Annotated in this window: 22 protein-coding genes; 12 read left to right on the top strand and 10 right to left on the bottom strand. The window is 70.6% G+C overall.

What is annotated here, in order from left to right:
* Positions 1 to 42 precede the first annotated feature (42 nt).
* The 7 genes from OIC96_RS09325 (at position 43) to OIC96_RS09295 (ending at position 5477) form a co-directional block, all read left to right on the top strand.
* The gene (locus OIC96_RS09325; RefSeq protein ID WP_327433017.1) at positions 43 to 465 is read left to right on the top strand and encodes a nuclear transport factor 2 family protein; all 423 of its coding nucleotides are present in this window, start codon (positions 43 to 45) and stop codon (positions 463 to 465) included.
* A gap of 22 nt (positions 466 to 487) precedes the next feature.
* On the top strand, positions 488 to 862 hold the full coding sequence (locus OIC96_RS09320; RefSeq protein WP_327433018.1) for a nuclear transport factor 2 family protein: 375 nt from the start codon (positions 488 to 490) through the stop codon (positions 860 to 862).
* A gap of 14 nt (positions 863 to 876) precedes the next feature.
* A complete protein-coding gene (locus tag OIC96_RS09315) occupies positions 877 to 2469 on the top strand; it encodes a GMC family oxidoreductase (protein ID WP_330308330.1) in 1593 nt (530 codons plus the stop codon).
* Complete coding sequence (locus OIC96_RS09310) at positions 2466 to 2879, top strand: VOC family protein (RefSeq protein WP_327433020.1); 414 nt, start codon at positions 2466 to 2468, stop codon at positions 2877 to 2879. Before OIC96_RS09315 ends, OIC96_RS09310 begins: the two co-directional genes overlap by 4 nt.
* Before the next feature lie 38 nt (positions 2880 to 2917).
* Positions 2918 to 3373 carry a nuclear transport factor 2 family protein gene (locus OIC96_RS09305; RefSeq protein ID WP_330308331.1) on the top strand — a complete coding sequence of 152 codons (456 nt, stop codon included), beginning with the start codon at positions 2918 to 2920 and terminating at the stop codon, positions 3371 to 3373.
* Positions 3374 to 3525: 152 nt separating this feature from the next.
* Positions 3526 to 4788 (top strand): IS701 family transposase, encoded by a 1263-nt coding sequence (locus tag OIC96_RS09300; RefSeq protein WP_330308332.1) that lies wholly within the window; start codon positions 3526 to 3528, stop codon positions 4786 to 4788.
* 251 nt (positions 4789 to 5039) lie between these two features.
* On the top strand, positions 5040 to 5477 hold the full coding sequence (locus tag OIC96_RS09295) for a TIGR03618 family F420-dependent PPOX class oxidoreductase (protein WP_330308333.1): 438 nt from the start codon (positions 5040 to 5042) through the stop codon (positions 5475 to 5477).
* 328 nt (positions 5478 to 5805) lie between these two features.
* Here the strand turns inward: OIC96_RS09295 and OIC96_RS09290 are convergent, their stop codons facing one another.
* Positions 5806 to 6303, bottom strand: a complete 498-nt coding sequence (locus OIC96_RS09290; RefSeq protein WP_330308334.1) for a cupin domain-containing protein — start codon at positions 6301 to 6303, stop codon at positions 5806 to 5808.
* A 215-nt stretch (positions 6304 to 6518) separates the two neighbouring features.
* Between OIC96_RS09290 and OIC96_RS09285 the strand changes: the two genes are divergently transcribed.
* Positions 6519 to 8000, top strand: a complete 1482-nt coding sequence (locus tag OIC96_RS09285; RefSeq protein ID WP_330308335.1) for a flavin monoamine oxidase family protein — start codon at positions 6519 to 6521, stop codon at positions 7998 to 8000.
* 82 nt (positions 8001 to 8082) lie between these two features.
* Here the strand turns inward: OIC96_RS09285 and OIC96_RS09280 are convergent, their stop codons facing one another.
* Positions 8083 to 9531, bottom strand: coding sequence for a helix-turn-helix domain-containing protein (locus tag OIC96_RS09280; RefSeq protein WP_330308336.1), 1449 nt, complete (start codon positions 9529 to 9531; stop codon positions 8083 to 8085).
* A 284-nt stretch (positions 9532 to 9815) separates the two neighbouring features.
* On the opposite strand from OIC96_RS09280, the gene OIC96_RS09275 reads away from it, so the two are divergent.
* Positions 9816 to 10679, top strand: coding sequence for a thioesterase II family protein (locus OIC96_RS09275; RefSeq protein WP_330308337.1), 864 nt, complete (start codon positions 9816 to 9818; stop codon positions 10677 to 10679).
* A 14-nt stretch (positions 10680 to 10693) separates the two neighbouring features.
* A complete protein-coding gene (locus OIC96_RS09270; protein ID WP_330308338.1) occupies positions 10694 to 11647 on the top strand; it encodes an NAD-dependent epimerase/dehydratase family protein in 954 nt (317 codons plus the stop codon).
* 72 nt (positions 11648 to 11719) lie between these two features.
* On the opposite strand, the gene OIC96_RS09265 is transcribed toward OIC96_RS09270, so the two are convergent.
* From OIC96_RS09265 to OIC96_RS09230, 8 genes are all read right to left on the bottom strand, one after another.
* Positions 11720 to 12481: an SDR family NAD(P)-dependent oxidoreductase gene (locus OIC96_RS09265; RefSeq protein ID WP_330308339.1), complete on the bottom strand. Its 762-nt coding sequence runs from the start codon at positions 12479 to 12481 to the stop codon at positions 11720 to 11722.
* Between the two features lie 108 nt (positions 12482 to 12589).
* Positions 12590 to 13411, bottom strand: a complete 822-nt coding sequence (locus tag OIC96_RS09260; RefSeq protein WP_330308340.1) for an enoyl-CoA hydratase/isomerase family protein — start codon at positions 13409 to 13411, stop codon at positions 12590 to 12592.
* A gap of 1 nt (position 13412) precedes the next feature.
* Positions 13413 to 14450 (bottom strand): 3-oxoacyl-ACP synthase III family protein, encoded by a 1038-nt coding sequence (locus OIC96_RS09255; protein ID WP_330308341.1) that lies wholly within the window; start codon positions 14448 to 14450, stop codon positions 13413 to 13415.
* A gap of 310 nt (positions 14451 to 14760) precedes the next feature.
* Positions 14761 to 15405 (bottom strand): response regulator transcription factor, encoded by a 645-nt coding sequence (locus OIC96_RS09250; RefSeq protein WP_330308342.1) that lies wholly within the window; start codon positions 15403 to 15405, stop codon positions 14761 to 14763.
* Positions 15402 to 15977, bottom strand: coding sequence for a flavodoxin family protein (locus OIC96_RS09245; RefSeq protein WP_330308343.1), 576 nt, complete (start codon positions 15975 to 15977; stop codon positions 15402 to 15404). Before OIC96_RS09245 ends, OIC96_RS09250 begins: the two co-directional genes overlap by 4 nt.
* Positions 15978 to 16024: 47 nt before the next feature.
* Positions 16025 to 17575 carry an FAD-dependent monooxygenase gene (locus tag OIC96_RS09240; protein ID WP_330308344.1) on the bottom strand — a complete coding sequence of 517 codons (1551 nt, stop codon included), beginning with the start codon at positions 17573 to 17575 and terminating at the stop codon, positions 16025 to 16027.
* The gene (locus tag OIC96_RS09235) at positions 17572 to 19134 is read right to left on the bottom strand and encodes a class I adenylate-forming enzyme family protein (protein WP_330308345.1); all 1563 of its coding nucleotides are present in this window, start codon (positions 19132 to 19134) and stop codon (positions 17572 to 17574) included. The genes OIC96_RS09240 and OIC96_RS09235 overlap by 4 nt, the downstream gene beginning before the upstream one ends.
* A gap of 49 nt (positions 19135 to 19183) precedes the next feature.
* Complete coding sequence (locus OIC96_RS09230) at positions 19184 to 20089, bottom strand: arylamine N-acetyltransferase family protein (RefSeq protein ID WP_330308346.1); 906 nt, start codon at positions 20087 to 20089, stop codon at positions 19184 to 19186.
* A gap of 275 nt (positions 20090 to 20364) precedes the next feature.
* On the opposite strand from OIC96_RS09230, the gene OIC96_RS09225 reads away from it, so the two are divergent.
* Together OIC96_RS09225 and OIC96_RS09220 are read left to right on the top strand one after the other, a co-directional pair.
* Positions 20365 to 21036: a response regulator transcription factor gene (locus OIC96_RS09225; RefSeq protein WP_330308347.1), complete on the top strand. Its 672-nt coding sequence runs from the start codon at positions 20365 to 20367 to the stop codon at positions 21034 to 21036.
* A gap of 42 nt (positions 21037 to 21078) precedes the next feature.
* On the top strand, positions 21079 to 22251 hold the full coding sequence (locus OIC96_RS09220) for a cytochrome P450 family protein (protein ID WP_330308348.1): 1173 nt from the start codon (positions 21079 to 21081) through the stop codon (positions 22249 to 22251).
* The last annotated feature ends 112 nt before the right edge of the window (positions 22252 to 22363 follow it).

Here is a 22363-nt window from a genome sequence, read left to right as displayed (position 1 = left end):
GCCGCCGCTGTGAGACAACCACCACGATCCGAGGAGAGCGCTGTGTCGAACACCGACCTCGTACTGAAGATGTACGAGTACTTCAACTCCGGCCAGCTGGACCGCATCCAGGAAGAGCTGTTCCACCCGGAGATCTCCTGGAAGATGCCCGGCCACCACCCGCTGTCCGGCGACCACCGGGGCGCGGGTCAGGTCATGGCCTTCTTCGGCGAGCTGTTCAAGGCCGGAGTCAGCGTCGACAACGTCCACTTCGGCGAACTGGACGACGGCACCGTCGTCGAGAAGCACCTCGGGCACGCGAAGGCGGACACCGAGGAGTACCTGTTCCCGACGTCGACGACGTACGGGATCCGCGACGGGCGGATCGCCGACGTCCAGGTGCACACCGCGGACCAGCACAGCGTGGACCGCTTCATGTGGACCGTCTTCCAGCTCAAGCCGATCGACGAGCGCATCGCCGTCTGATCCCTGTCCGAGGGAGACACACGTGGACACCAGGCAAGTGGTGAACAGCTACTACGAGCTGGCCAACAAGGGTGACTGGGAGGCTTGGACGGATCTGTTCGCCGAGCGCCAGACCATGGACGAGCAGCTCGCCGGGCACGTCGAGGGGCGGGAGACCCTGCGCGCCATGATGAAGGGCTTCCCCGCGATGTACGCCGCGTTCACCAACACCCCGCGGCACATCGTGATCGAGGGCGAGCAGGCCGCCGTCGTCTCGCACATCTCGGCGGCCACGCACTCCGGCGAGCCGATCGAGGCCGACGTCGTCAACTACTTCCAGGTGGTCGACGGGCGGATCTCCTACATGTCGAACCACCACGACACCGTCCCGTTCCAGCCCGTACTCGGGACCGACTAGCGGCGGGAGCCGACATGGCGGAACACGAGGACCACAGCGACTACGACTACATCATCGTGGGCGCGGGAACCGCGGGCTCCGTGCTCGCCGCCCGCCTCACCGAGGACCCCGCGGTACGGGTCCTGCTCCTGGAGGCCGGCGGCAACCACATCCCGGCCAACGTCGACCAGGCACCGCTCTGGTTCACCTTGCTGGGCTCCGAGGTCGACTGGGGCTACACGAGCGTTCCGCAGCCGGCGCTGGGCGGACGGTCGACGTACGAACCGCGGGGCAAGATCCCCGGCGGCAGCAGCAACCTGTACATCATGATGCACGTCCGCGGGCACCCCTCGGACTTCGACGCCTGGGCGTACCAGGGCGCCGCGGGCTGGTCATACGAGGACCTGCTGCCGTACTTCCGCAGGATGGAGGACCAGGAGGACCCGCACGGACCCGAGACGGGCATCGGCGGACCCCAGGTCGTCACCAACGCGGGCGCGCACCACCCCAATCCGCTCTCGCGCACCTTCATCGACGCGTGCGTGGAGCTGGGCCACACCGAGCTGGACGACTTCAACGGCTCGCGGATGATCGGCGCGGGCTGGCACCATCTCGACGCCCGCGACGGCAGGCGGCGCGGCGCGCTGGTCTCGTACCTCGAACCCGCCCTGGACCGGCCGAACCTGACACTCCGTACGGGCGCCCAGGTGGCCCGGCTGGTGATCGAGGACGGCCGCTGCACCGGTGTCACCTACGTCCAGCAGGAGATCGCCTTCACCGGCGAGGGGCGTACGGTACGCAACGCCCGGCCCGGCGAGCCCGGTGAGCACACGGTACGGGCGGGCGCCGAGGTCCTGCTGTGCGCGGGCGCGATCGAGTCGCCCAAGATCCTGCTGCTGTCCGGCGTCGGTTCCCCCGAGCAGCTGCGGCCGCTGGGCATCGAGGTCACCGCGGGGCTGCCGGGCGTGGGCGAGAACTTCCACAACCATGTGCTCACCGGACTCATCGCCGAGACCGTGGAGCCGGTCGAGCAGGGCCACCAGAACCTCTCCGAGTCGGCGCTCTTCGCCACCTCGCGGCCCGGACTGATCGCGCCCGACCTGCAAATCGCCTTCGTGCATGTGCCGTTCGACATCATCGTGGGCCAGCAGCACCCCAACGCGGTGAGCATCCTGCCCGGTGTGGTGCGCCCCCAGTCCCGCGGCACCGTGCGGCTGGCGAGCGCGGACCCGTTCGCCAAGCCGCTGGTCGACCCCAACTACCTGGGGGACCGCTCCGACGTCGAGCGGCTGGTGCAGGCGGTGAAGCTGTCCCGTGACATCTTCGCCACCTCCGCCTTCAAGGAGCACCTCAAGGGGGAGCTGCTGCCCGGCCCGGACGTGCGCACCGACGCCGACATCGAACGGTTCGTGCGCGAGCGCGCGGACAGCTACCACCACCAGGCCGGCTCGTGCCGCATGGGCATCGACGATCTCTCCGTCGTCGACCCGGACCTGAAGGTGCACGGCGTGAGCGGGCTGCGCGTCGTCGACGCGAGCGTGATGCCCGCGGTGCCCTCGGGCAACTGCAACACGGCCATCGCGGCGATCGCCGAGCGGGCCGCCGACCTCATCAAGGGGGGCACATGAGCCTGCGGTGGTCCCATGTGGGGCTCAACTGCCGTGATCTGGGCGCGACGGAGGCCTTCTACGAGCGGTGGTTCGGCTTCAGCCGGGCGCGCACGGTGGAACTGGACGACGACCGGATCGTGTTCCTGCGGCAGGGCGACGTCTATCTGGAACTGTTCCACTCCGACACCGAGCCGCTGGTGAAGCCGGCCGGGGACGGTCCCGCCCAGCCGGGCGTGGCCCGTCATCTGGCCTTCCAGACGGACGACTTGGACGCCTTCCTCACCAAGGTGGGCGACGAGGTCCCGGTGACGCTGGGCCCGCTGCACTTCGACGACTTCATCCCCGGGTGGCAGAGCGTGTGGCTGACCGACCCGGACGGGGTGATCGTGGAGGTCAGCGAGGGCTATCGGGACGCCTCCATCGACTGAAGAGACCGATCACACGCGTACGAGGAAGAAGGCTTCCCATGACCGAATCCACCCTGCTCGGCGCCTCCTTGACCGAGCAGTCCATCCGTGACGCGGTCCGCGACTGGTACATCGCCCTGGACCAGCACGTCCCGCTGGAGCAGGTGCTGCCCTATCTCGTCCAGGACGGCCTGGAGATGCGCTTCCCCGAAGCGACGCTCACGACGCTGGACGAGTTCAAGGGCTGGTACGAGGCGGTGACCAACCGCTTCTTCGACGAGGTGCACGAGCTCAAGAGCGTCGAGGTGGAGCCCACCGCCCGCGGTGAGGCGCTTGTCAAGGTGGTTGTCAACTGGCAGGCCCACATCTGGAATCCGCCCGCGGCGCGCAGCCAGTGGCTGGGCTTCGACGCCTACCAGACCTGGATTGTCGTCGCAGGTGAGGACGGTAATCCGCTGGTGAAGACGTACATCGTGGACGACCTGGACCCCATGGAGGGCTCGGCGTCGCTGTAAACAACCACCACTGCCGCAACGGGCGGAGTCTCCAGGTCGGAGACTCCGCCCTTTGGCGTATGACAGCCCCCAAAACCGCTGATTTACTGGTGACTTGACAGATTTTCACAGCCGCAGTTAACTAGCATTGACGCTTCACGCAGGGGGTCTCCATGTCTTTGAACGCTGACCTGAACGCCACGCGGGAGCGGGGCCGGGGAGACGGTCTCTCCGAATACTGCGCGTATCTCTTCTCGCCGTTCGCCCGCTCCGACCAGCGCCGCTGGGGTGAGGTCTATGTGCGCGGACTGCTCGATGCCAGTGGCCGCAAGACTCCGGCCCGTATCTCCGAGCATGTCCTCGGCCGCCGCGCCTCCCAGTCACTGCAACAGTTCGTGAGCCAGAGTCCCTGGGAGGTGACGGATGTCCGTAAACGCCTCGCCGAACAGGTCTTCCTCGCAGCCGAACCCGATGCCTGGGTGGTGGACGAGGTGGTCTTCCCGAAGAACGGCAACCACTCGGCGGGCGTGGCCCGGCAGTTCGTGCCGGCCGAGGGCCGCACCGCCAACTGCCAACTGGGCCTGGCCGTGTCCCTCGCCACCGAGGACGCCAGCATCCCGGTGAACTGGCGGCTGCTGATGCCGCCGCACTGGGACGACGACGAGCGGCGGCGCGGCGCGGCCCGGGTGCCGGACGTCGAGCGCCACCAGCCCCGCTGGCGGCATGTGCTGCACAGCCTTGACGAGATGGTGCAGGAGTGGGACCTCAGGCCCGCTCCGATACTCGCCGACTGGCGGCACGAACCCGACGTCCTCCCGTTACTCGACGGGCTGGAGGCCCGCGGGCTCGGCTATCTCGTCGAAGTCGCCGGCGGCGCACCGCTGCTGGCGGCCCCGTCGGCGAACGGATCGCCCGTCGTGCTGGGCACGGCCGCCGACATGATGCACACGGCGGGCCGCCGCAGCGCACGCGTCACCCTCGCCTGGCGCGAAGGCGTCGAGAGCCGGGTGCGGCAGTCGCAGTTCCTCGCCGCGCAGATCCCGGCGGGCCCCGGCGGCCCGGCCGTCCGGCACGGCGAGCGCCGCTTCCGCAGGCCCCGCCAGCTCCTCGTCGAATGGCCGGCCGGGCGGCCGCAGCCGCGGACCTACTGGGTCACCAACCTCGGCTCGCGCCGGCTTCCCGATCTCGTCTCCACGGCGAAGCTGCGCTGGCGCTCCCGCTACGACCTCGGGCGGCTGCGCGAGGAGTGCGGCCTCGTCGACTTCGAGGGCCGCTCCTTCCGGGGCTGGCACCACCACGTGACGCTGGCCTCCGCGGCGCACGGTTTCCAGGCCCTGGAGCGGCTCGCGGCCCGCCGGGCGGCGGGCGCGATACGCCGGCACGGGACCGTGCCCGCCGTGCCCGCCGTGCCCGCCGTGTCCAGCGTCTCCTCATGAAGAATTCCGCGCCATATGACGCAGTACCGAACCGCGAACCGCCCGGGCGGAATTCTGAAGTTCGGCTTTGCTTGACTGACTAATGCTTGACCGAGGCGAGGGAATGCATGCGATCGATTTCCCTCCCCATGAATCCCCCACAGACCGGGGACGCTTTCCGAAGCGGTGTCCCCGCACAGCTCCCGCCGCCAGGGGTCGGGCGGCGGGAGCTGTTTCCCCTTCACCGGCCGGGCAGTGAGAGAGGAACCACTGTGAGCACCACAACGCGCTACCCGCTGACCGCACCGGTGCGCCGGGCTCTCACCTCCGGACATCTCGCGCACATGGTGACCCTGAACCCGGACGGCAGCCCGCAGGTGGCCTGTGTCTGGGTGGGACTCGACGAGGAGGACCGGGTCGTCTCCGGCCACCTCTACGAGCAGCAGAAGATCCGCAATCTGCGCCGCGACCCGCGGGTCGCCCTCTCCATGGCATCGGGGGTCAAGAGCCCCGACGGCATGGAGTACCACTTCGTGGCGCACGGCACCGCGGAGGTCCTGGAGGGCGGCGCCGTCGCCCTGCTCGGCCGGATCGCCGTGCCCTACCTGGACGCCGGAGCGTCCTGGCCCGCGGCCCGCTTCGCGAACGCCACCGGCTTCGTCGTCCGCGTCACCATCGACCGGGTGACCGGCTTCGGCCCCTGGGACTGAGCGGTTCCAGGCACATGCAGGCACGGACACGGGAAAGGCCCGCGGTCGCCCGGACCGGCAGTGAAGATCACCTGCCGGTCCGGATGCCACGGGCCTTCGCTAGGCCCTGTCGTCAAATTCCCGTCTGCCGGGCGACGCCTGGCACGCTCCCCCACTGCCTTAAGGGCGTGGGAGGTGCCCCCACTCGCCGCACCGGGCGAAAGCCCAAGTACGTCCAGTACGAGGGCTTCCGCCCAGCACGCCGAGAGCACGCACCAGACGCCGCCCGGCCCGCCCTCCGGGCGGACGACGGGAATTTGACGACAGGCCCTAGCCCTCCGAGGCGCCCTCAGGCCGCCTGCGGTGAACGCGCGGCCGCCCAGATCTCGCTGTGCACCGAGTGGCTGTCGAAGCTGTCCTCGACGGCCAGCAGATCCGAGTACGGGGCCTCGCCGTTGACGATCCGGCCGAGCAGCCGGAAGTAGTCGAAGCGGTCGACGCCCGGCGTGATGGTGATCAGCAGCTCTGCCTCCGATCCCGGTACCGCGGCGAAGGCGTGCGGCATGAACGGCGGTACGACCACCAGGTCGCCGCGGCCCGCCTCGACGACCTTGTCGCCGCCCAGCAACTGCACGGCGCCGGCGACGACATAGAACAGCTCCGACGAACGGGCGTGATAGTGCGGCGCGGAGCCGTCGGCGCCCGGGGCGAGCAGTACCCGGTGGCAGCTGAGCGCCCCCGCGGTGCTGCCCGCGTCGGTGAGCAGAAACGCCGCGCCGGTGGAGTGGCTGATGGTCTCGGCCTCAGCGCCCCGAACGAGTACGGGTTCATGGCGGAATGCAGACATCCTTTTACCCTTCCGAGAATTCCGGTGACTGCTGTTGTATCCGCAACGCATATTTCTGTCCACGGAACTTGACGCAGTGCGGCGACGACACCCGGACAATTCCCCGCGTGCGTACGTGATTTCGAAACACTCGCCCCAGTCTTGATAGGACGGGCTGTGTCGCACTTTCTTCGGCAACGCGCCGCGACCCACCGCAACGCATTCGAAGGGGAATCATGAGACCGCAACTGAACCGCAGAAGCCTCCTCGGCGCCGGTGTCGCCCTGGGGGCGGGCGCCGCCACCACGGCCGCCGTCGCGAGCCCGGCCCGGGCGCAGACCACCGAGGGCGCGGACGCCGTCGTCGACACCGTGGTCGTCGGCGCGGGCCTCGCGGGGCTGACCGCGGCCCGCAAGCTGGTCGCCGCCGGCAAGAAGGTGCTGGTTCTGGAGGCCCGGGACCGGGTGGGCGGCCGGGTCCACGACATAGGTCTCGCCAACGGCGGAACCATAGAGCGCGGCGGCCAGTTCACCGGCCCCACCCAGACCCGGCTGCAGGCGCTGGCCGACGAACTCGGCGTCAAGACGTTCACCGGCTACAACACCGGCGAGAGCATCTACTACACCGCCGACGGCACCCTGATCCGCTACAGCGGCGCGCTGCCGCCCATGGACAACGACTCCTACCAGGCCCTCGGCCAGGCCATCTACCAGCTCGACACCCTCGCCTCGACCATCCCGGTGGACGCGCCCTGGACCGCGCCCAAGGCCGAGGAGCTCGACGGGCAGACCTTCGCGAGCTGGATCGAGGGCAACGTCACCAACGCCAACGCGAAGACGATCCTGCATCTGATGTCCAACGGCGCGCTGTCCGCCGAGTCCCGCGACATCTCCCTGCTGTGGATCCTGAACTACATCGCGGTCGCCGGGAACGAGACCAACCCGGGCAACCTCACCCGGCTCATCAGCACCCTGGGCGGCGCCCGCGACTCGCGCTTCGTCGGCGGCCCCTACCAGCTCGTCACGAAGATGGCCGCGGCACTCGGCAGCAAGGTGGTGCTCAAGGCCCCGGTCCGGCGGATCGTCCAGTCGGGCAGCTCGGCCCTCGTCGTCGCCGACGGCCTCGCGGTGACGGCGAGTTCGGTCGTCGTCGCCCTCCCGCCCACCCTCGCCGGCCGCATCGTCTACAGCCCCGCGCTGCCCGCCACCCGCGACCAGCTCACCCAGCGCTTCCCGCTCTCCTCCATCGGCAAGGCGATCGCCGTCTACGACAAGCCGTTCTGGCGGGACGCCGGCCTCAACGGCCAGGTGGCGGCGCTGACCGGCACCACCCGCAGCACCTTCGACAACTCGCCTCCCGACGGCTCGTACGGCGCCCTGCTCGCCTTCCTCGACGGTGACCAGATGCGCGCGGTCGAGGACAAGAGCGACGCCACCATCAAGCAGCTGATCCTCGACGACCTGGCGCGCTACTTCGGCTCCCAGGCGGCCACGCCCACCGAGTTCGTGCTGGGGCGCTGGGACGCCGAGGAGTACACCCGTGGCGGCGCCCCCGGTTTCACGCCGCCCGGCGTCCTCACCCGTTTCGGCTCCTCCATCAGGAAGACCGCCGGAGTCATCCACTGGGCGGGCGCCGAGACCGCGACCTTCTGGAACGGGCACATGGAGGGCGCCGTCCGCTCCGGCGAGCAGGCCGCCGCGGACATCCTCAAGGGGTGAGGCGGACCTCCTCGCGGGTGAATCAGCCCTGCTCCACGGCCGTGCGGGCTCATCCCGGCCGACCGGGATGAGCCCGCACGACTCAGCGCTGCCGCTCGGTCAGCACCGGCTCGATCGCGGGCGCGTGTTCCGTCGGCACCGGCTCGGCCCCGGGCAGGTGTTCCGTCGGCACCGGCTCCATCGCGGGCAGGTGTTCCATCAGCACCGGCTCGGGCGCCGGCAGCGGATGCAGCCCGACCCCCGCCAGCGCCTGCTGATAGGCGCCCAGTGCCTCGGCCGACCGCCCCTGGTGCTGCCAGAAGTCGCCGAGCCTGCGCCACAGCTTCGACGTCTTCCTGGTCGGCGTGAGCCGGCCCAACTGCCGTACGGCCTCGTGGAACGCGGACTCGCCGCGCCCGCCCTCCCCGGTCGCGAAGAGCGCCTCACCGAGGATGAACCGCGCCTCGACGACCTCCACGGTGTCCTGCGCGCTGAACAGGCCCAGCGCCCGCTCGGCGAGCGTCACCGCCTCCTCGGCGCGACCGCACCTCAACGTGGCCCAGGCGACGCCCATTTCGGCGAGCGCGCGCTCCAGGGCGGTGCCGACTTCGGCCAGATCGCGCCGCGCCTCCTTGAGGAGCCGCAGTGCCCGCGCGGGCTCCGGCGTATGGGATTCGAGCAGCAGGATGCCGTACGAACCCTTGAGCATCGCCTGGTGCCGGACGTTGTCGGTCTGCGCCATGAGCACCAGGGCTCGCTCGATGAGGGCGAGCGCCTCACTGGTCCGGCCGCGGGAGTGGGCGACCAGGCCCGCGTTCCAGTACGCCGAGCCGCGCGTCGCCCGCGAACCCGTGGAGTCCGCGGTCTCGACCAGCCGGGCGGCCAGCATATGAGCCCGGGGCAGGTTGCCGCGCAGCTGGTAGCAGCCCATCAGGGCGGTGCCGAGCTGCACATGGTCGTCCGTCATCTCGAGCCCGAGATCGTCGAGAGTGCGGGTGGCCTTCTCGCCTATCTCGATGCTCATGTCCAGGTCACCGGCGGCGCGATAGCAACGGCACAGCGCGATCGCCAGCTGGGCCCACTCGGCGGAGCCCGGTGTGGTGTCGGGTGATTCGTAGAGGGCGTGCAGGAGGTGGAGAGCGGGCTCGGTGCGGCCCAGCCGTTCCATGGTCAGGGCCTGCCCGAGCTTCGCCCTGCGCAGCGCCGGCGCGTCGAGGAGCGGGGCAGACTCGAGGACTTCGGCGTAGGACTGGAGGGCCTCGCCGTACGCCCCGTTGCGCAGCGCGATGTCCGCGAACGCGAGTTTGAGCCGGAGCTCCTTGCCGCGGTTGTCGTCGCGTCCGGTGCGCAGATACTCCACGGAGCAGCCCACGCGGTCGGCGAGCGCTTCGAGGATCGCGGGCGACGGCATTCTCTTGCCCGTCTCGATCAGGGACACATAACTGACGGATATGTCTTCGGAGGCCAGGTCCTGTTGGTTGAGGCCGCGCCGCCGGCGCTGTTCACGCAGACGCCGGCCGATGCCGCTGGACACGCTCAGTGGCGGTTTCATGTTTCTCCAGGGGCTTACTGACATGCCCTTGCACAGCATGGGGGGTGGTTGCGGGCACGGTGCGACTTCTTGTTTACCGCCATTTGTCAGTGTGTCAATGAGGCTGCCGACTCAATGGCCGAAGTCTGTTCCTCTCCTATTGCCGTCGCACCCGCTCCGACGTGCTGTGCCGCAGCTGACCGCCACACTGTGTCAGATTTGATTGACTGTCCGATGTGCATGGACTTGACTACGGAAGTCAAATTCCCTCTGGGGAAGGGGTCGAACCATGCCCAGGATGCCCGATGGCCGGCGGCACCGCTGAGCCGCCCGCGCGGCCGAGGACCGAACCCTGGCTGTCCCGTACGCCCGCGCCGGACGCCACCGCCCGCCTGTTCTGCTTTCCGTACCCGGGCCTCGGTGCCTCGACCTACCGGCACTGGCCGGACCGCGTCGGCGGCGCCGAACTCTGCCGGGTCCAGCCGCCGGGCCGCGAGGCGCGCCGGGGCGAGGAGCACTACGGCACGTACGAGGCGTTCGCCGCACGGGCCGCCGACGCGCTGCTGCCCTGGCTCGACCGGCCCTTCGCCCTCCTCGGGCACAGCACCGGAGCGCTCCAGGCCTTCGCGCTCACCGTGCGGCTGGCCCGGCGGCAACTGCCGTTACCGGCAAGGCTCTTCGTCTCCTCCCAGGTGGCGCCCCACCACGGTCCATGGGGGCCGCTGCTGCGCATGACCGACGCGCAGCTCGTCACCGAGATCGGCAGACTCACCCGGGTCATGGGCGGCGCGGAGTCGCTCGCCACCCTCACCGCGGGGCTGCGCGTACTGCGGGCCGACGTCACCGCCGCCCAGCGCTACAGCGTCCAACTCCCGGTGCCCCTGCCCGTCGGTGTGCACGCCATCGGCTGGCGCGACGACGACCAGGTGGCGCCGGAGCGGATGGCGGGCTGGGCGGCCTGCTCGGCGCAGGGCGCCTTCCGCCGCGTCACCCTGCCCGGCGGGCACCACGCCTTCCTCGACGCACCACCGCCGCTGCTCGCCGAACTCGCCCACGAGCTCGGCGAGTTCACCGATGACAGTGACCGGCATCACATCGACGAGCTGTCGCAGCGGCGCACCGTCGCCCGTCCTGAAGTCACCCATCGTTCCCGGGCAGCCGGGGCCTGATTCCTGGAGTTGTCATGCAAGTTCTCGTCGCCGGCGGGACCGGCGTCATCGGTCGGCAGCTGGTGCCGCTGCTGCGCTCGGCGGGCCACGACGTGGTCGTGCTGTCCCGTCCCGGACGCAGCGCGACGGCCGCCGACCGGCTCGGCGCGAAGGTCGTCGAGGCCGACGCCCTGGACCGCGCGGCCGTCGCCAAGGCGCTGCGCTCCGCCGCGCCGCAGGCCGTCGTCAACATGCTCACGGCCATCCCGGCCGAGATCAATCCGCGCCGCCTGGCCAAGGACTTCGAACTGACCAACCGGCTGCGCACCGAAGGCACCCGCAACCTCCTCGAAGCCGCCCGCGACATCGGCGTACAACGGGTCGTCTCGCAGGGCCTCGCCTACGCGTACGACCCGAGCGGCACGGGCGCCGCCGACGAGGAGGCGCCGCTGTGGAAGAACCCGCCCAAGCAGTTCGTGCCGGTGCTCGGCGCCCTGCGTGACCTGGAGCGGCAGACGCTGCTCGCCGAAGGCGCCGTACTGCGTCTCGGGCACCTCTACGGGCCGGGCACGATCTACGCCCCCGACGGCTCGTTCGTCCAGCAGGTGAGGGCGGGCAAGGTGCCCCTGGTCGGCGGCGGTACCGCGACGTTCTCCTTCACCCACACCCGGGACGCCGCCGCCGCGGTGGTCGCGGCGCTGAAGTCCGACTACAGCGGCGTACTGAACGTGGTGGACGACGAGCCCGCGCCGATGAACGTCTGGCTGCCCGAACTCGCCGACATCCTCGGCGCGCGCAAGCCCAAGGGCGCGCCTGCCGCGCTCGCCCGGATGGCGGTCGGCGGCTGGGGCGTCGCCTTCATGACCCAGCTGCGCGGCGCGGACAACGCCCGCGCCAAGCTGCAGCTCGACTGGACCCCGCGGTACCCCACCTGGCGTACCGGGTTCACCGCGGAGCTGCGCAACACGGCCTCGCCGGCCGCTGCTTGAGAGGCGCGCGGCCCGGACCCGGCGGCTGCCTGAGCGGCTGACCCGAGCGCGGGAAGGCGGTGGCGGTGCGTCTCACGCGACACCGAGACGTACCGCCCCGTCCAGCCGGATGACCTCACCGTTGAGCATCGGGTTCTCCACGACATGGGTGACCAGCGAGGCGAACTCGTCGGGCCTGCCCATGCGCCCGGGGTGCGGAGTCTGCGCCACCAGCGAGGCCCGCATGTCGTCGCGCAGGCCCGCGACCATCGGAGTCTCGAACAGCCCCGGTGCCACGGTCACCACCCGGATCGCGTGCTTGGCCAGATCCCGTGCGAGCGGCAGCGTCATACCGGTGACGCCCGCCTTGGACGCCGCGTAGGCCGCCTGTCCCGCCATGCCGTCGAAGGCCGCGATGGACGCCGTGCACACCACCACACCCCGGTCGCCGTCCTGCGGCTCATTGCCGGCCATCGCCCCGGCCGCCAGTCGTACGACATTGAAGGTGCCGAGCAGATTGACGCGGACGACCTCCTCGAAGTCGGCGGCCGGCAGCGGGCCTCCACGGCCCAGGACCCGGCCCGTCCGGGCGGAGCCCGCGCAGTTGACCGCGATACCGAGGCGGCCCCTGCGCACCGCCTCGGCGACCGCGGCCTCGACGTCCTCCTCGCGGGAGACGTCGCCCCGCACGAAGCCGATGTCGTGGCCGAGTTCGGCCGCCGCCTTCGCGCCCCGCTCGGCGTCGCGGCCGGTCAGCACGACCTGGGCCCCCGCGGCGAGCAGCCGCCGGGCCAGGGCGAGTCCCAGGCCCGAGGTGCCGCCCGTGATGAGGGCGACGTTCCCTTCGATGTTCATGACTCCTCGTCTCTTCCGGTACGTGTCTCGGTGCCGTGGGGTCTCGGTGGCCCGGGCCCGCCCAGGCACGGGGGCCATGGGCTGTTGACCTCAGTGGGGCCGTTGGCGTCAGTGCCCTTGGAACGCGGCGGGCCTGCGTTCGACGAACGCCGCGATGCCCTCGGCCGCGTCCGTGGTGCGCGCGGTGGCCCGCAGCGTCGTCGACTCGTCCTCCAGATGCTCGGCGAGCGCCCGGCGTGACGCCGCGCGCAGCAGCCGTGCGCTCTCGCCGAAGGCGCGGGTGGGTCCCGCGGCGAGCTGCTCGGCGATCTGCCGGGCCCGCTCGGCGAGCCGCCCGGCCGGTACGACCTCGGTGCACAGCCCCCACTCGACGGCCTCCTCGGCCTTCAGTACATGGCCGAGCAGTGTCATCCGCTGGGCCCGGCGCAATCCGACGAGCTGGGGGAGCTGATGGCTGGTGGCCGCGTCCGGGGTGAGCCCGAGCGCCGCGTACGCCGATCGGAAGGTGGCGCCCTCCTCGGTGAGCAGCACGTCCGCGAGGCAGGCGACCCCGAGCCCGGCACCCGCGACATGGCCGCCGGCCGCCACCACGAGGGGGGCGTCGTTCGCGACCAGCCGGGCGAGCGCCGCGTGCAGATGGCTGGTCACCTCCAGGAGGTGACCGGGGATGTCCGGCTGTGCGCGGAAGCTCTTCAGGTCGCCGCCGACACAGAAGTGCGCGCCGGCGCCGGAGAGCAGCACGCACCGGGCCCGGGCCACCGGCTCCAGGTGCACCGCGTCCAGCAGTTCGCGGGCGAGCGTCAGATCGATGGCGTTCCGCCGCTCGGGGCGGTCGAGGAGGATGTGCGCCACCCCGCCGCCCCAGGTGACCCGGATCGTGCTGAACTCCCTGCTCCCGACCGGGAGTTCAGCGACCATGGCGAACGTCATCTCAGGAACCCAGCAGGAAGTCGTCTTCCGCGGCCCAGCGGATGACCGTACCGCCGTGGCTCATGCCGGCCCCGAAGGAGACGAGCACGACGTTGTCGCCCGGCTTGACGCGGCCCGCGTCGATCGCGTCGCGCAGGGCCAGCGGGACACCCGCGCCCGAGGTGTTGCCGTACCGCTCGACCGTCGTGAACGTACGCTCCCAGGGCAGCCCCACCTTCTCCATCAGGGCCTCGATCATGTGGTAGTTGGCCTGGTGGAAGATGATCAGGTCGATGTCCTCGACCGTCATCCCCTCCGCCTTGACCAGCTGCTCGACGAAGCCCGGGATGTGCTCCAGAGCGAAGTCACGGACCGAACGGCCGTGCATGTACGAGTAGTTGTTGCCGAACGCCGACAGCTTGGGGGTGCCGTCCGGCCAGGTCCGCTCCTCGCGCTTCACATACGCCGTGTGGTACGAGCTGGGGTCGCTGGCCAGCAGCGCCGAACCGACCCCGGTGCCGGGAGCGGTCGGCTCCAGCAGGTAGCAGGCGGCGCCGTCACCGAAGATGACGCCCACCGTGCGGTCCTCGGGGTCGAAGAGCTTGGTGTTGACGTCGGCGAGCACGACCGCGACGCGGCGGTAGTCACCGGACTTCACGAACTTGGCGCCCACGTCGAGGGCGAAGACCCCGCCGGGGCAGCCGCCGCTGTTCACGTCGAAGCCGGGCACCCCCTGGATGCCGGCCTTGCGCATGATGCCCACGGCCGCGGCCGGGATCATGTGGTCCGGCGTGTAGGTACCGCAGATGACCAGGTCGAGCGAGTCCGGGCTGACCCCCGCGCGCTCACAGGCGTCGAGGAGGGCGGCGGCGCCGAGGTCGGAGGTCCACTCGTCCGGGGCGGACCAGCGTCGTTCCTTGATGCCGATGAACTTGCTGATCCATTCGTCGGTGGTGTCGAGCAGCTCCTCCAGTTCGGCGTTGGTGACCACCCGGTCCGGGATGCGGCCGCCGACGGCCTTGATGCCGACACCGTGCGAGGTCTTCTTGGTGAGTTCCATCGGACGCGACTCCTGTTGTCGAGTTTCCTGGGCGGGACGGTGGGGGCCGGGGGCGGCTCGCGTGGAGCCGCCTCCCCTGCCCTGCGGAACAGCCGGGGCCTTCTGGGCTTTCGGCCTTCCGGCCCGTCCTTTTGGGAGTCGGTCCGGATTTCCTTGCCGCACAAATAGAATCGCGCATTTGGGAGTCGGCGGTAATGCACTTGTGGACTGCTCGGTCGGGGTACCCGAATGGGTAGGGTGTGCACCCCTGTCGGGAAAACCGAAGAATGGCGTGCCGCGAGTGCGGCACGCCATTCGGGAGATGTGCGGATCATGCTGGCTGTGCGGCCCTGATCAGCCCTTCTTGGAGGGCAAGGGCGACCGCCAGTGTCCGGTTGGGTGAATTGAGCTTGGCCAGTAGGTTGGTGACGTGACGTTTTATTCCGTGCTCGGAAATTCCGAGTCTCCGGGCTATCTGCTTATTGCTCAGACCTTCGGCGAGCAGATGAAGCACCTCTCCTTCCCGGGGGGTGAGGGAAATTCTGCGGGCGGGCCGCCGCGTCTGTCGCGACATGAGCGTGCGGGCCATTCCGGGTGGCAGTGGAATATCTCCGGAGTGCACCCGGTCCAGCGCTTCACGGAGCTTCTCGACGGTCACGTCCGCCTGCATCAGAAACCCGTGGGCGGCGAGCAGGGTGGCTTCGTCGACGGCGTCCGGGTCCGGGCCTTCGAGCAGCAGCAGGGCCTTGGCGCCGTGCTGGACGGCTCCCCGCACCAGAGCGGGGGTGTCGGGGCCCGAGCCCAGACAGAACACGATGTCGGGCCGCTGCGCGGGCAGCAGCGCGAGCGCCTCCGCCGCCTTGCCGCAGGCCCACACCGATCCCATGGTGGGGATGCTCTTCAGCATGGAGCGGACGCCGTGGCTGAGCAGTTCGTTGTCGAGGACGACGAGCGCGGTGATGCCGGGGGCGCTCAACGTGCCACCCCCGCGAAGGCCTTGGCCACCGTGGCGACCCGCCGGCCGAGATGCCGGGCGGTCTCCGCGTCGGCCTTGGTGACCGCCTCCGGGCCCTGGTCGGTGTTGGCCTGGGCGCCGGCGCCGAGCGTGATGCCGAGCCGGTTCAGATCGTGCTCGGAGCCGGTCGAGGAGCACCAGCCCGGCGTCAGGTCCAGGTTGACCCAGTGCATGCCGTGCTGCGAGGCGAGGATGGCGAAGTACTGCAGCGTGTGCAGCTTGTCCCCGTTCATCGCGCCCGCCACGGTGAAGCCCGAGGCCACTTTGTCCTTCCAGGCCCGCGCCGCCCACCGCTTCGACGTCGACTCGGCGAAGACGTGAAAGGCGGCGGACGCGGACCCCATGTACGTCGGGGAGCCGAAGACGATCGCGTCCGCGGCGTCCAGCGCGGCCCACTCCTCCTCGGTGATGCCGTCCACCGCGATCAGCACGGCGTCGGCACCCGCGTCGGCCACCCCGTCGCGCACCGCCTCGGCGAGGACCGTGGTGTGCCCGAATCCGGAGTGGTAGGCGATGGCGACCGTGGTACCCATGTGCGTACTCCAATGAGAGGTCAGTCCGGGGCGTAGGCCGACAGGGCCTAGGGCGTGAACGCGACGGCGAGTTCGGCACGCAGCCGGTCCAGGTCCCGCGCGTGGCCGTGCGCCGCCACGTGTCCGTCCGGTCGGATCAGGTGGTAGCCCGCCCGCCGGCAGCCGGTGAGCGGCGCGGCCCGCTCCTTGCGCAGCCGCACCACCCTCAACCGCGGGTGGCCTTCGGCGAATTGCTCCGCCTCTGCGAGTACGTCAGGTCCGCTGACCGCCAGCGTCCAGGCGTTCGGGTCCACTTCGGGGCCCGCGATCCCGTACGACACGGCGAGCGGCCGCGGGAAGACGGAACCGGGCTTCAGGGCGCGCGGACCGCAGCCGCGCCGGCCGGAGGGCACCTGGCTCTCCCGCTCGGGCCGGTAGGCCAGCCTGCGCCCCGCCATCACGGGCGCGTACAGCCGGGACACCAGTCCGGTGCGGTCGAGCAGCCGGAACGCGGCGTCCCGGGCCAGCACCTTCGGGCGGCTCCCCGCCATCCACGCCCGGGTCTGCAGATCCGTGTCGCGGACGATGCGACGGGTCGCCTCGGCGCGCTCGGGGCCGTAGCTCAGGAGCAGTTCGGCCGGGGAGCTGCCGTGGACGACCGCGGCCAGCTTCCAGGCGAGGTTGTGCGCGTCCTGGAGGCCGTTGTTCATGCCCTGCCCGCCGGCCGGGCTGTGGACGTGGGCCGCGTCGCCCATCAGGAAGACCCGGCCGCGCTGGAAGTCGGTGGCGTGCCGGGCGTGCACCCGGAAGACGGTCTGCCACACCGGCTCGGTGATCCGCACCCCGCGCGGGCCCCGCTCGTCCAGGATCCGCTGCATCATCGCGACGGTGACCTCGCCGCCGCCCTTCGGCATCACCGACAGGAACCGGAAGACACCGTCCGGCATCGGCACGATCACCAGCGTGCCCGTCGGCGCCTGGTAGTACAGCACCTGGTCCGTGGGCAGTTCGCCCTCGATCCGCGTGTCGATCAGCGCGAACGCCATCTCGTACGTACTGCCGTGAAAGCCGATGCCGAGCTGGCCGCGGACCGAACTGCCCGCCCCGTCGGCGCCGATCACCCACGGCACGTGCGTGCGCTCCAGGGTGCCGTCGGGATGCTCCAGCAGGGCGGTCACCCCGTCCGTGGCGTCGATCCGCCCGGAGAAGTCCACACCGTCGAGGCACAACAGCCGCACCCCACGCTCGACTTTGCCGCCCAGCTCGTGCAGCCGGGCCGTGAGCAGGCCCTCGGTCACGGGCTGCGGGAGGGTGCGCGAGGCCAGGTCCTCGGCGAAGCCGAAGGTGGCCAGCGGGCGGCCGCCGGAGAAGTAGGAGAAGGCGTTGATCCGGTTCGAGGACCCCTTCAACTCCTCGCCGACTCCGAGGTCTTCGAGGATGTCCATGGCGCGCGGCCACAGCGACAGCGCCTTCGGCACGGTCATGGGCTCCGCGGCCCGGTCGACGATCCGCACCCGCACCCCGCGCCTGAGCAGCTCACAGGCGGCCAGCAGACCGGTGGGGCCGCCGCCGACGACGAGCACGTCGACGTCGGCCCGCACCACGGGTCGCGCGCTCACGTCTGCTCCTGGAGCCGGCGCGCGAGCTCGATCCGCTGCACCTTCATCGTGGCCGTACGCGGCAGTTCGCTCAGCGACAGCTGCACCGGGGCGGCGAGCTGCGGGTAGTCCGCGGCGGCCGCGCGCCAGCGCTCGGGGTCCAGCGGCACGTCCTTGCGGGTGCTCACCACCGGCACCGGCTCCTGCCCGGGACCCGGTACGAGGACCAGTTCGGTCAGCTCCGGCAGCTTCGCCAGGACCGCGTCCTCCACCTCCAGGGTGCTGTGCACACCCGGTATGTGGTCGACCTCGCGGTCCAGTAGATGCAGACAGCCCCACTTGCTGCGGTAGCCGATGTCCATCCCGCGCCACCAGGTGCCGATCGCCTGCTTCTCGAAACGCTCCTTCTCTCCGTAGTACGTCACCGCACGGCCCGGCGTGTAGACGTCGATGTACCCGGGGTTGGCCCTCGACGGGCGCTTGCCCCCGCGCCCCACCAGCCGGAACTTGGTGATGCCCGGCATGGCGTAGCCCAGGCAGCGGCCGTTGGCCTTGTGGGCGTTCCTGCGCGTGTAGCCGCGGCCGACCAGCGGGCCGCACTCGCTCTGCCCGTAGATCTGGAAGAACAGCGGGGCGCGCCGCTCGGAGGCCTTCAGGAGACGGTCCATCGTGCCCGGGTGGATCGCGTCGAACGTACTGCTGAAGTACTTGACGTTGGCGAACGGCCTGCGCGGGTCGTCGGCGATCTCCTCCCACTCCAGGAAGGAGTTGGGGTGGGTCTCCAGGAATCCCGGCCGGGTCCGCGCGAACAGCTCGGCGGTCTTCTCCGGATCCCCGTCCTCCATGATCACCACCGGCATGGCCCGCGGCAGCAGCACCGCCATCGCCAGGAACATCCGCGAGTGCACGAACGACACGTGTACGGCGACGGTCTCCCGCCTGCGGATCAGCGCGGCGAGCCGGTTCTGCGGGCGGAACCGGCCGCGCAGCGTGCGCGCCGAGTGCACGACGAGCTTCGGCAGTCCCGTGGTGCCGGACGTGTGGGTCATCAGCGCCGGCCGGTCGGGGTCGTTGAACACCGGCTTCTGCCGGGGCGCGCCCGCGAGTGCGGTCAGCGAGACCGCGCCCTCGCGGTGTCCGGCGGCCAGCACGACCCGCTCGGTCAGCTCCGCCAGCGGGAAGTCCGCCAGCGAGCCGTCGAGCTTCGCGACGTCCGTCACCAGATAGGGCCGCTTCAGGCGGCCGAGGAGCGCGGCGACACTGTCCCCGGGCAACGCGGGGGACAGCATCACGGGCACGGCACCGATCCGGGACGCGCCGCTGGCCAGGATGTAGATGTCGAAGTTGGACGTCTTGTGGATGGCGACATGGGCGCCGGGCCGGACGCCGGCGGCCCACAGCCGGGCCGCCATGTCGTCCACGTGCTCAGCGAGTTGACGAACGGTCAGCTCCCGGCCGGTACCGGGCAGGACGTCCAGGTCGTGGTCGAGCGTCAGCGGTGTGGCGCCGTGCTTGGCCGCCGCATGCTCGGCGACCACGCCGAGATACAGCCCACTGCGCCGTACAGGAATCCGGGGCATTGCGTCTCTCTCCTCGATTGCCTCGATTGCCGGGCGGACCGCCCCGCGACTACTTGGCGGACTTCTGGGCGGACGTCCCGGCGGCGGGGTGCGCGGCGAAGCGCTCCCGCAGGAACTCCGCGTCCGCGGGCTGGATGGTGAGCTTGAAGGCGTCCCGCAGGGTCTCGACGATCTCGTCCGCGGTCAGCTCGACGTGCTCCAGACGGCCGTCCGGGTACTGCGTGGTGAGCACCTGGTTCTTCAGGACGAGCCGGGTCTTGTCGTCGCCGCGCTGCGCGATCAGATGGCTGAGTCCGCCCGGCGGCATGAACACCGACCGCGGGTCCGCGTACGAGAAGTGGTTCACCATGTCGAAGTCGAGGAAGTAGTGCGGCTCCAACTGCCAGGCGTACACGTCGAACCAGCCGTCGGAGTGCAGGCTCTGCAGCACCCAGTCGTCCTCGTCGCGCTGCAGCCGCCAGGTCCAGTCGCCGACGGTCACGGCGGCGTCGTGCCGGAACGGCAGGGGCTCCAGGGGGCTCTCGTCGCCGAAACCGGGGTCGGCGAACCAGAGTTCACCCTCCACCTCCACCAGCAGCACGGCGTGGGAGCGGGTACGGACGGTCTGTGTGCCCCGGCGCACCCGGGCGAGGTGGCGCACCAGCGGGAAGCCGAGCCGGTCGAGCGCAGCCGCGAACAGCAGGTTGCTCTCCAGGCAGCAGCCGCCCTGACCGCGGCCCACGATCTTCTCCTGCACGCTCTCGATGTCGAGCGCGATACGCCGGCCCACGGCCGAGTCCACGATCTCCCAGCTGATGGCGTCGGCGTGCGCGCGGTGCAGCCGGCGCAGGGTCTCCAGGGTGGGGGTGCGGGGCCCGTCGTATCCGATACGGGCCAAGTAGGCGTCGAGATCGAGCAGTTCCGTCTGCCACTCCGAGTCGGAACCGGGCGGCAAGGGAAGGACGCTGCGAGCCATCGGGCAAACCTCTCTTCAAAGCACGGGAAGGCATCGGCGAGCTCACCGGGGAGCTCTTGGACGCGTTGTCGGCCGACGACGCACTGGTGAGTGTGCGGCGGCCCGGAGGGGGCGGGGAGGACGGCCGGAGCAGTCCGTCAGATGGCCGGGAAGTCCGTCAGGTCGGCGGTGCGCGCGGGCCCGCGGCGAGCTGACCGGGGACGCCCGGTACGGGGGCGGGCGTCCTGATCGGGGGCTTCCTGTACGGGGGCCGACGACCTGGTTAGGTGGGTCCCATGACTGCGATCCGACTGCTCCTCGTCGACGACGATCCCCTGGTGAGAGCCGGCCTGTCCTTCATGATGGGCGGCGCCGACGACATCGAGATCGTCGGGGAGGCCGCCGACGGCAGCGAGGTGGAGGCGCTCGTCGACCGCACCCGGCCGGACGTCGTCCTCATGGACATCCGGATGCCGACGGTCGACGGACTCACCGCCACGGAGCGGCTGCGCGGCCGTCCGGAGGCCCCCCAGGTCGTGGTCCTGACCACCTTCCACGCCGACGACCAGGTGCTGCGGGCACTGCGCGCGGGAGCCGCCGGGTTCGTGCTGAAGGACACCCCGCCCGCGGAGATCCTGGCGGCGGTACGACGTGTCGCGGCCGGTGATCCCGTGCTGTCGCCCTCCGTCACCCGCCAGTTGATCGAGCACGCGGCCGGCGGCGCGCCCGACACCCGCCGTACCACCGCCCGCGACCGCGTCGCCGCCCTCAACGACCGCGAACGCGAGGTCGCCGTCGCGGTGGGGCAGGGCAGGTCGAACGCCGAGATCGCCGCCGAGCTGTTCATGAGCGTCGCCACCGTCAAGACCCACGTCTCCCGCATCCTCGCCAAGCTCGACCTCAACAACCGTGTGCAGATCGCCCTGTTGACGTACGACGCCGGGCTCCTGGAGGAGGACGGGCACTGATCGGGGGCCGCAGGCGTTGTTCGGGGCAACGGGAGGGGAACCATGATCGATCTGGGGGAGTACGGGACGGGGTTCACGAGAGACCCGTATCCGGTGTACGCGGCGCTGCGCGAGCGAGGTCCCGTCCACTGGGTGCGGACACCGCCCCCGGGCGAGTACGAGGGCTGGCTCGTCGTCGGGTACGAGGAGGCGCGGGCCGCGCTCGCCGACCCGAGGCTGTCCAAGGACATCACCAAGAGGGGGCTGAACTCACTCGACGAGGAGCTGATGGGCCGGTATGTGCTGATCACCGACCCGCCCGAGCACACCCGGCTGCGCTCGCTCGTCGCGGGCGCGTTCACCATGCGACGCGTGGAGGCGCTGCGCCCGCGCGTCCAGCAGATCACTGACGAACTCCTGGACGAGATGCTGCCGAAGGGCGGCGCCGACCTCGTGGACTCCTTCGCCTATCCGCTGCCCATGACGGTCATCTGCGAGCTCCTGGGCATCCCGGACATCGACCGGGTCGCCTTCCGCGCCCTGTCGAGCGAGATCGTGGCACCGTCCGGCGGAGGCAGCGAACTCGCCGCCATGCAGCAACTGGCCACGTATCTGGACGAGTTGATCGAGGACAAGCGCTGCACGGCACCGGCCGACGACCTGCTCAGCGCCCTCATCCGCACCCGCGCGGAGGACGGCGACCGGCTCTCCGGCGACGAGCTGCGCGCGATGGCCTTCATCCTGCTGGTCGCGGGCCATGAGACGACGGTCAACCTGATCACCACCGGGGTGCACACCCTGCTCACCCACCCGGACCAACTCGCCGCGCTGCGCGCCGACATGACCCTCCTGGACGGCGCGGTGGAGGAAATGCTGCGCTTCGAAGGACCCGTCGAGACGGCGACGTACCGCTACGCGGCCGAGCCGATGGAGATCGGCGGGAAGTCCATCGCGGAGGGTGACCCTGTCATGATCGGCCTCGACGCGGCCAACCGCGACGCGGCGTACTGCCCTGACCCGCACCGTTTCGACATCCACCGCGCCCCACAGGGCCATCTCGCCTTCGGCCACGGCATCCACTACTGCCTGGGCGCCCCGCTGGCCCGACTCGAAGCCCGTGTCGCGCTGCGCTCGCTGCTGGAGCGGTGCCCGGATCTCGCCCTCGACGGGCCGCCCGGGGACTGGCTGTCCGGCATGCTGATGCGCGGCCTGCGCCACCTGCCGCTCCGCTGGTAACAAATGGTTCGTCGTCTGCGGGCCGGTGGGGGTTGCTCGCGCAGTTCCCCGCGCCCCTTTCAGGGGCGCGGGGAACTGCGCAATCTTTTGGATCAGCCCCCACCCACCCGCA

Origin of the sequence: Streptomyces sp. NBC_00775, assembly GCF_036347135.1 — a bacterium.
Classification (GTDB): domain Bacteria; phylum Actinomycetota; class Actinomycetes; order Streptomycetales; family Streptomycetaceae; genus Streptomyces; species Streptomyces lutosisoli.
The sequence above is the reverse complement of the archived record's forward strand: the minus strand, read 5'-3'. Positions and strand labels throughout refer to the sequence as shown.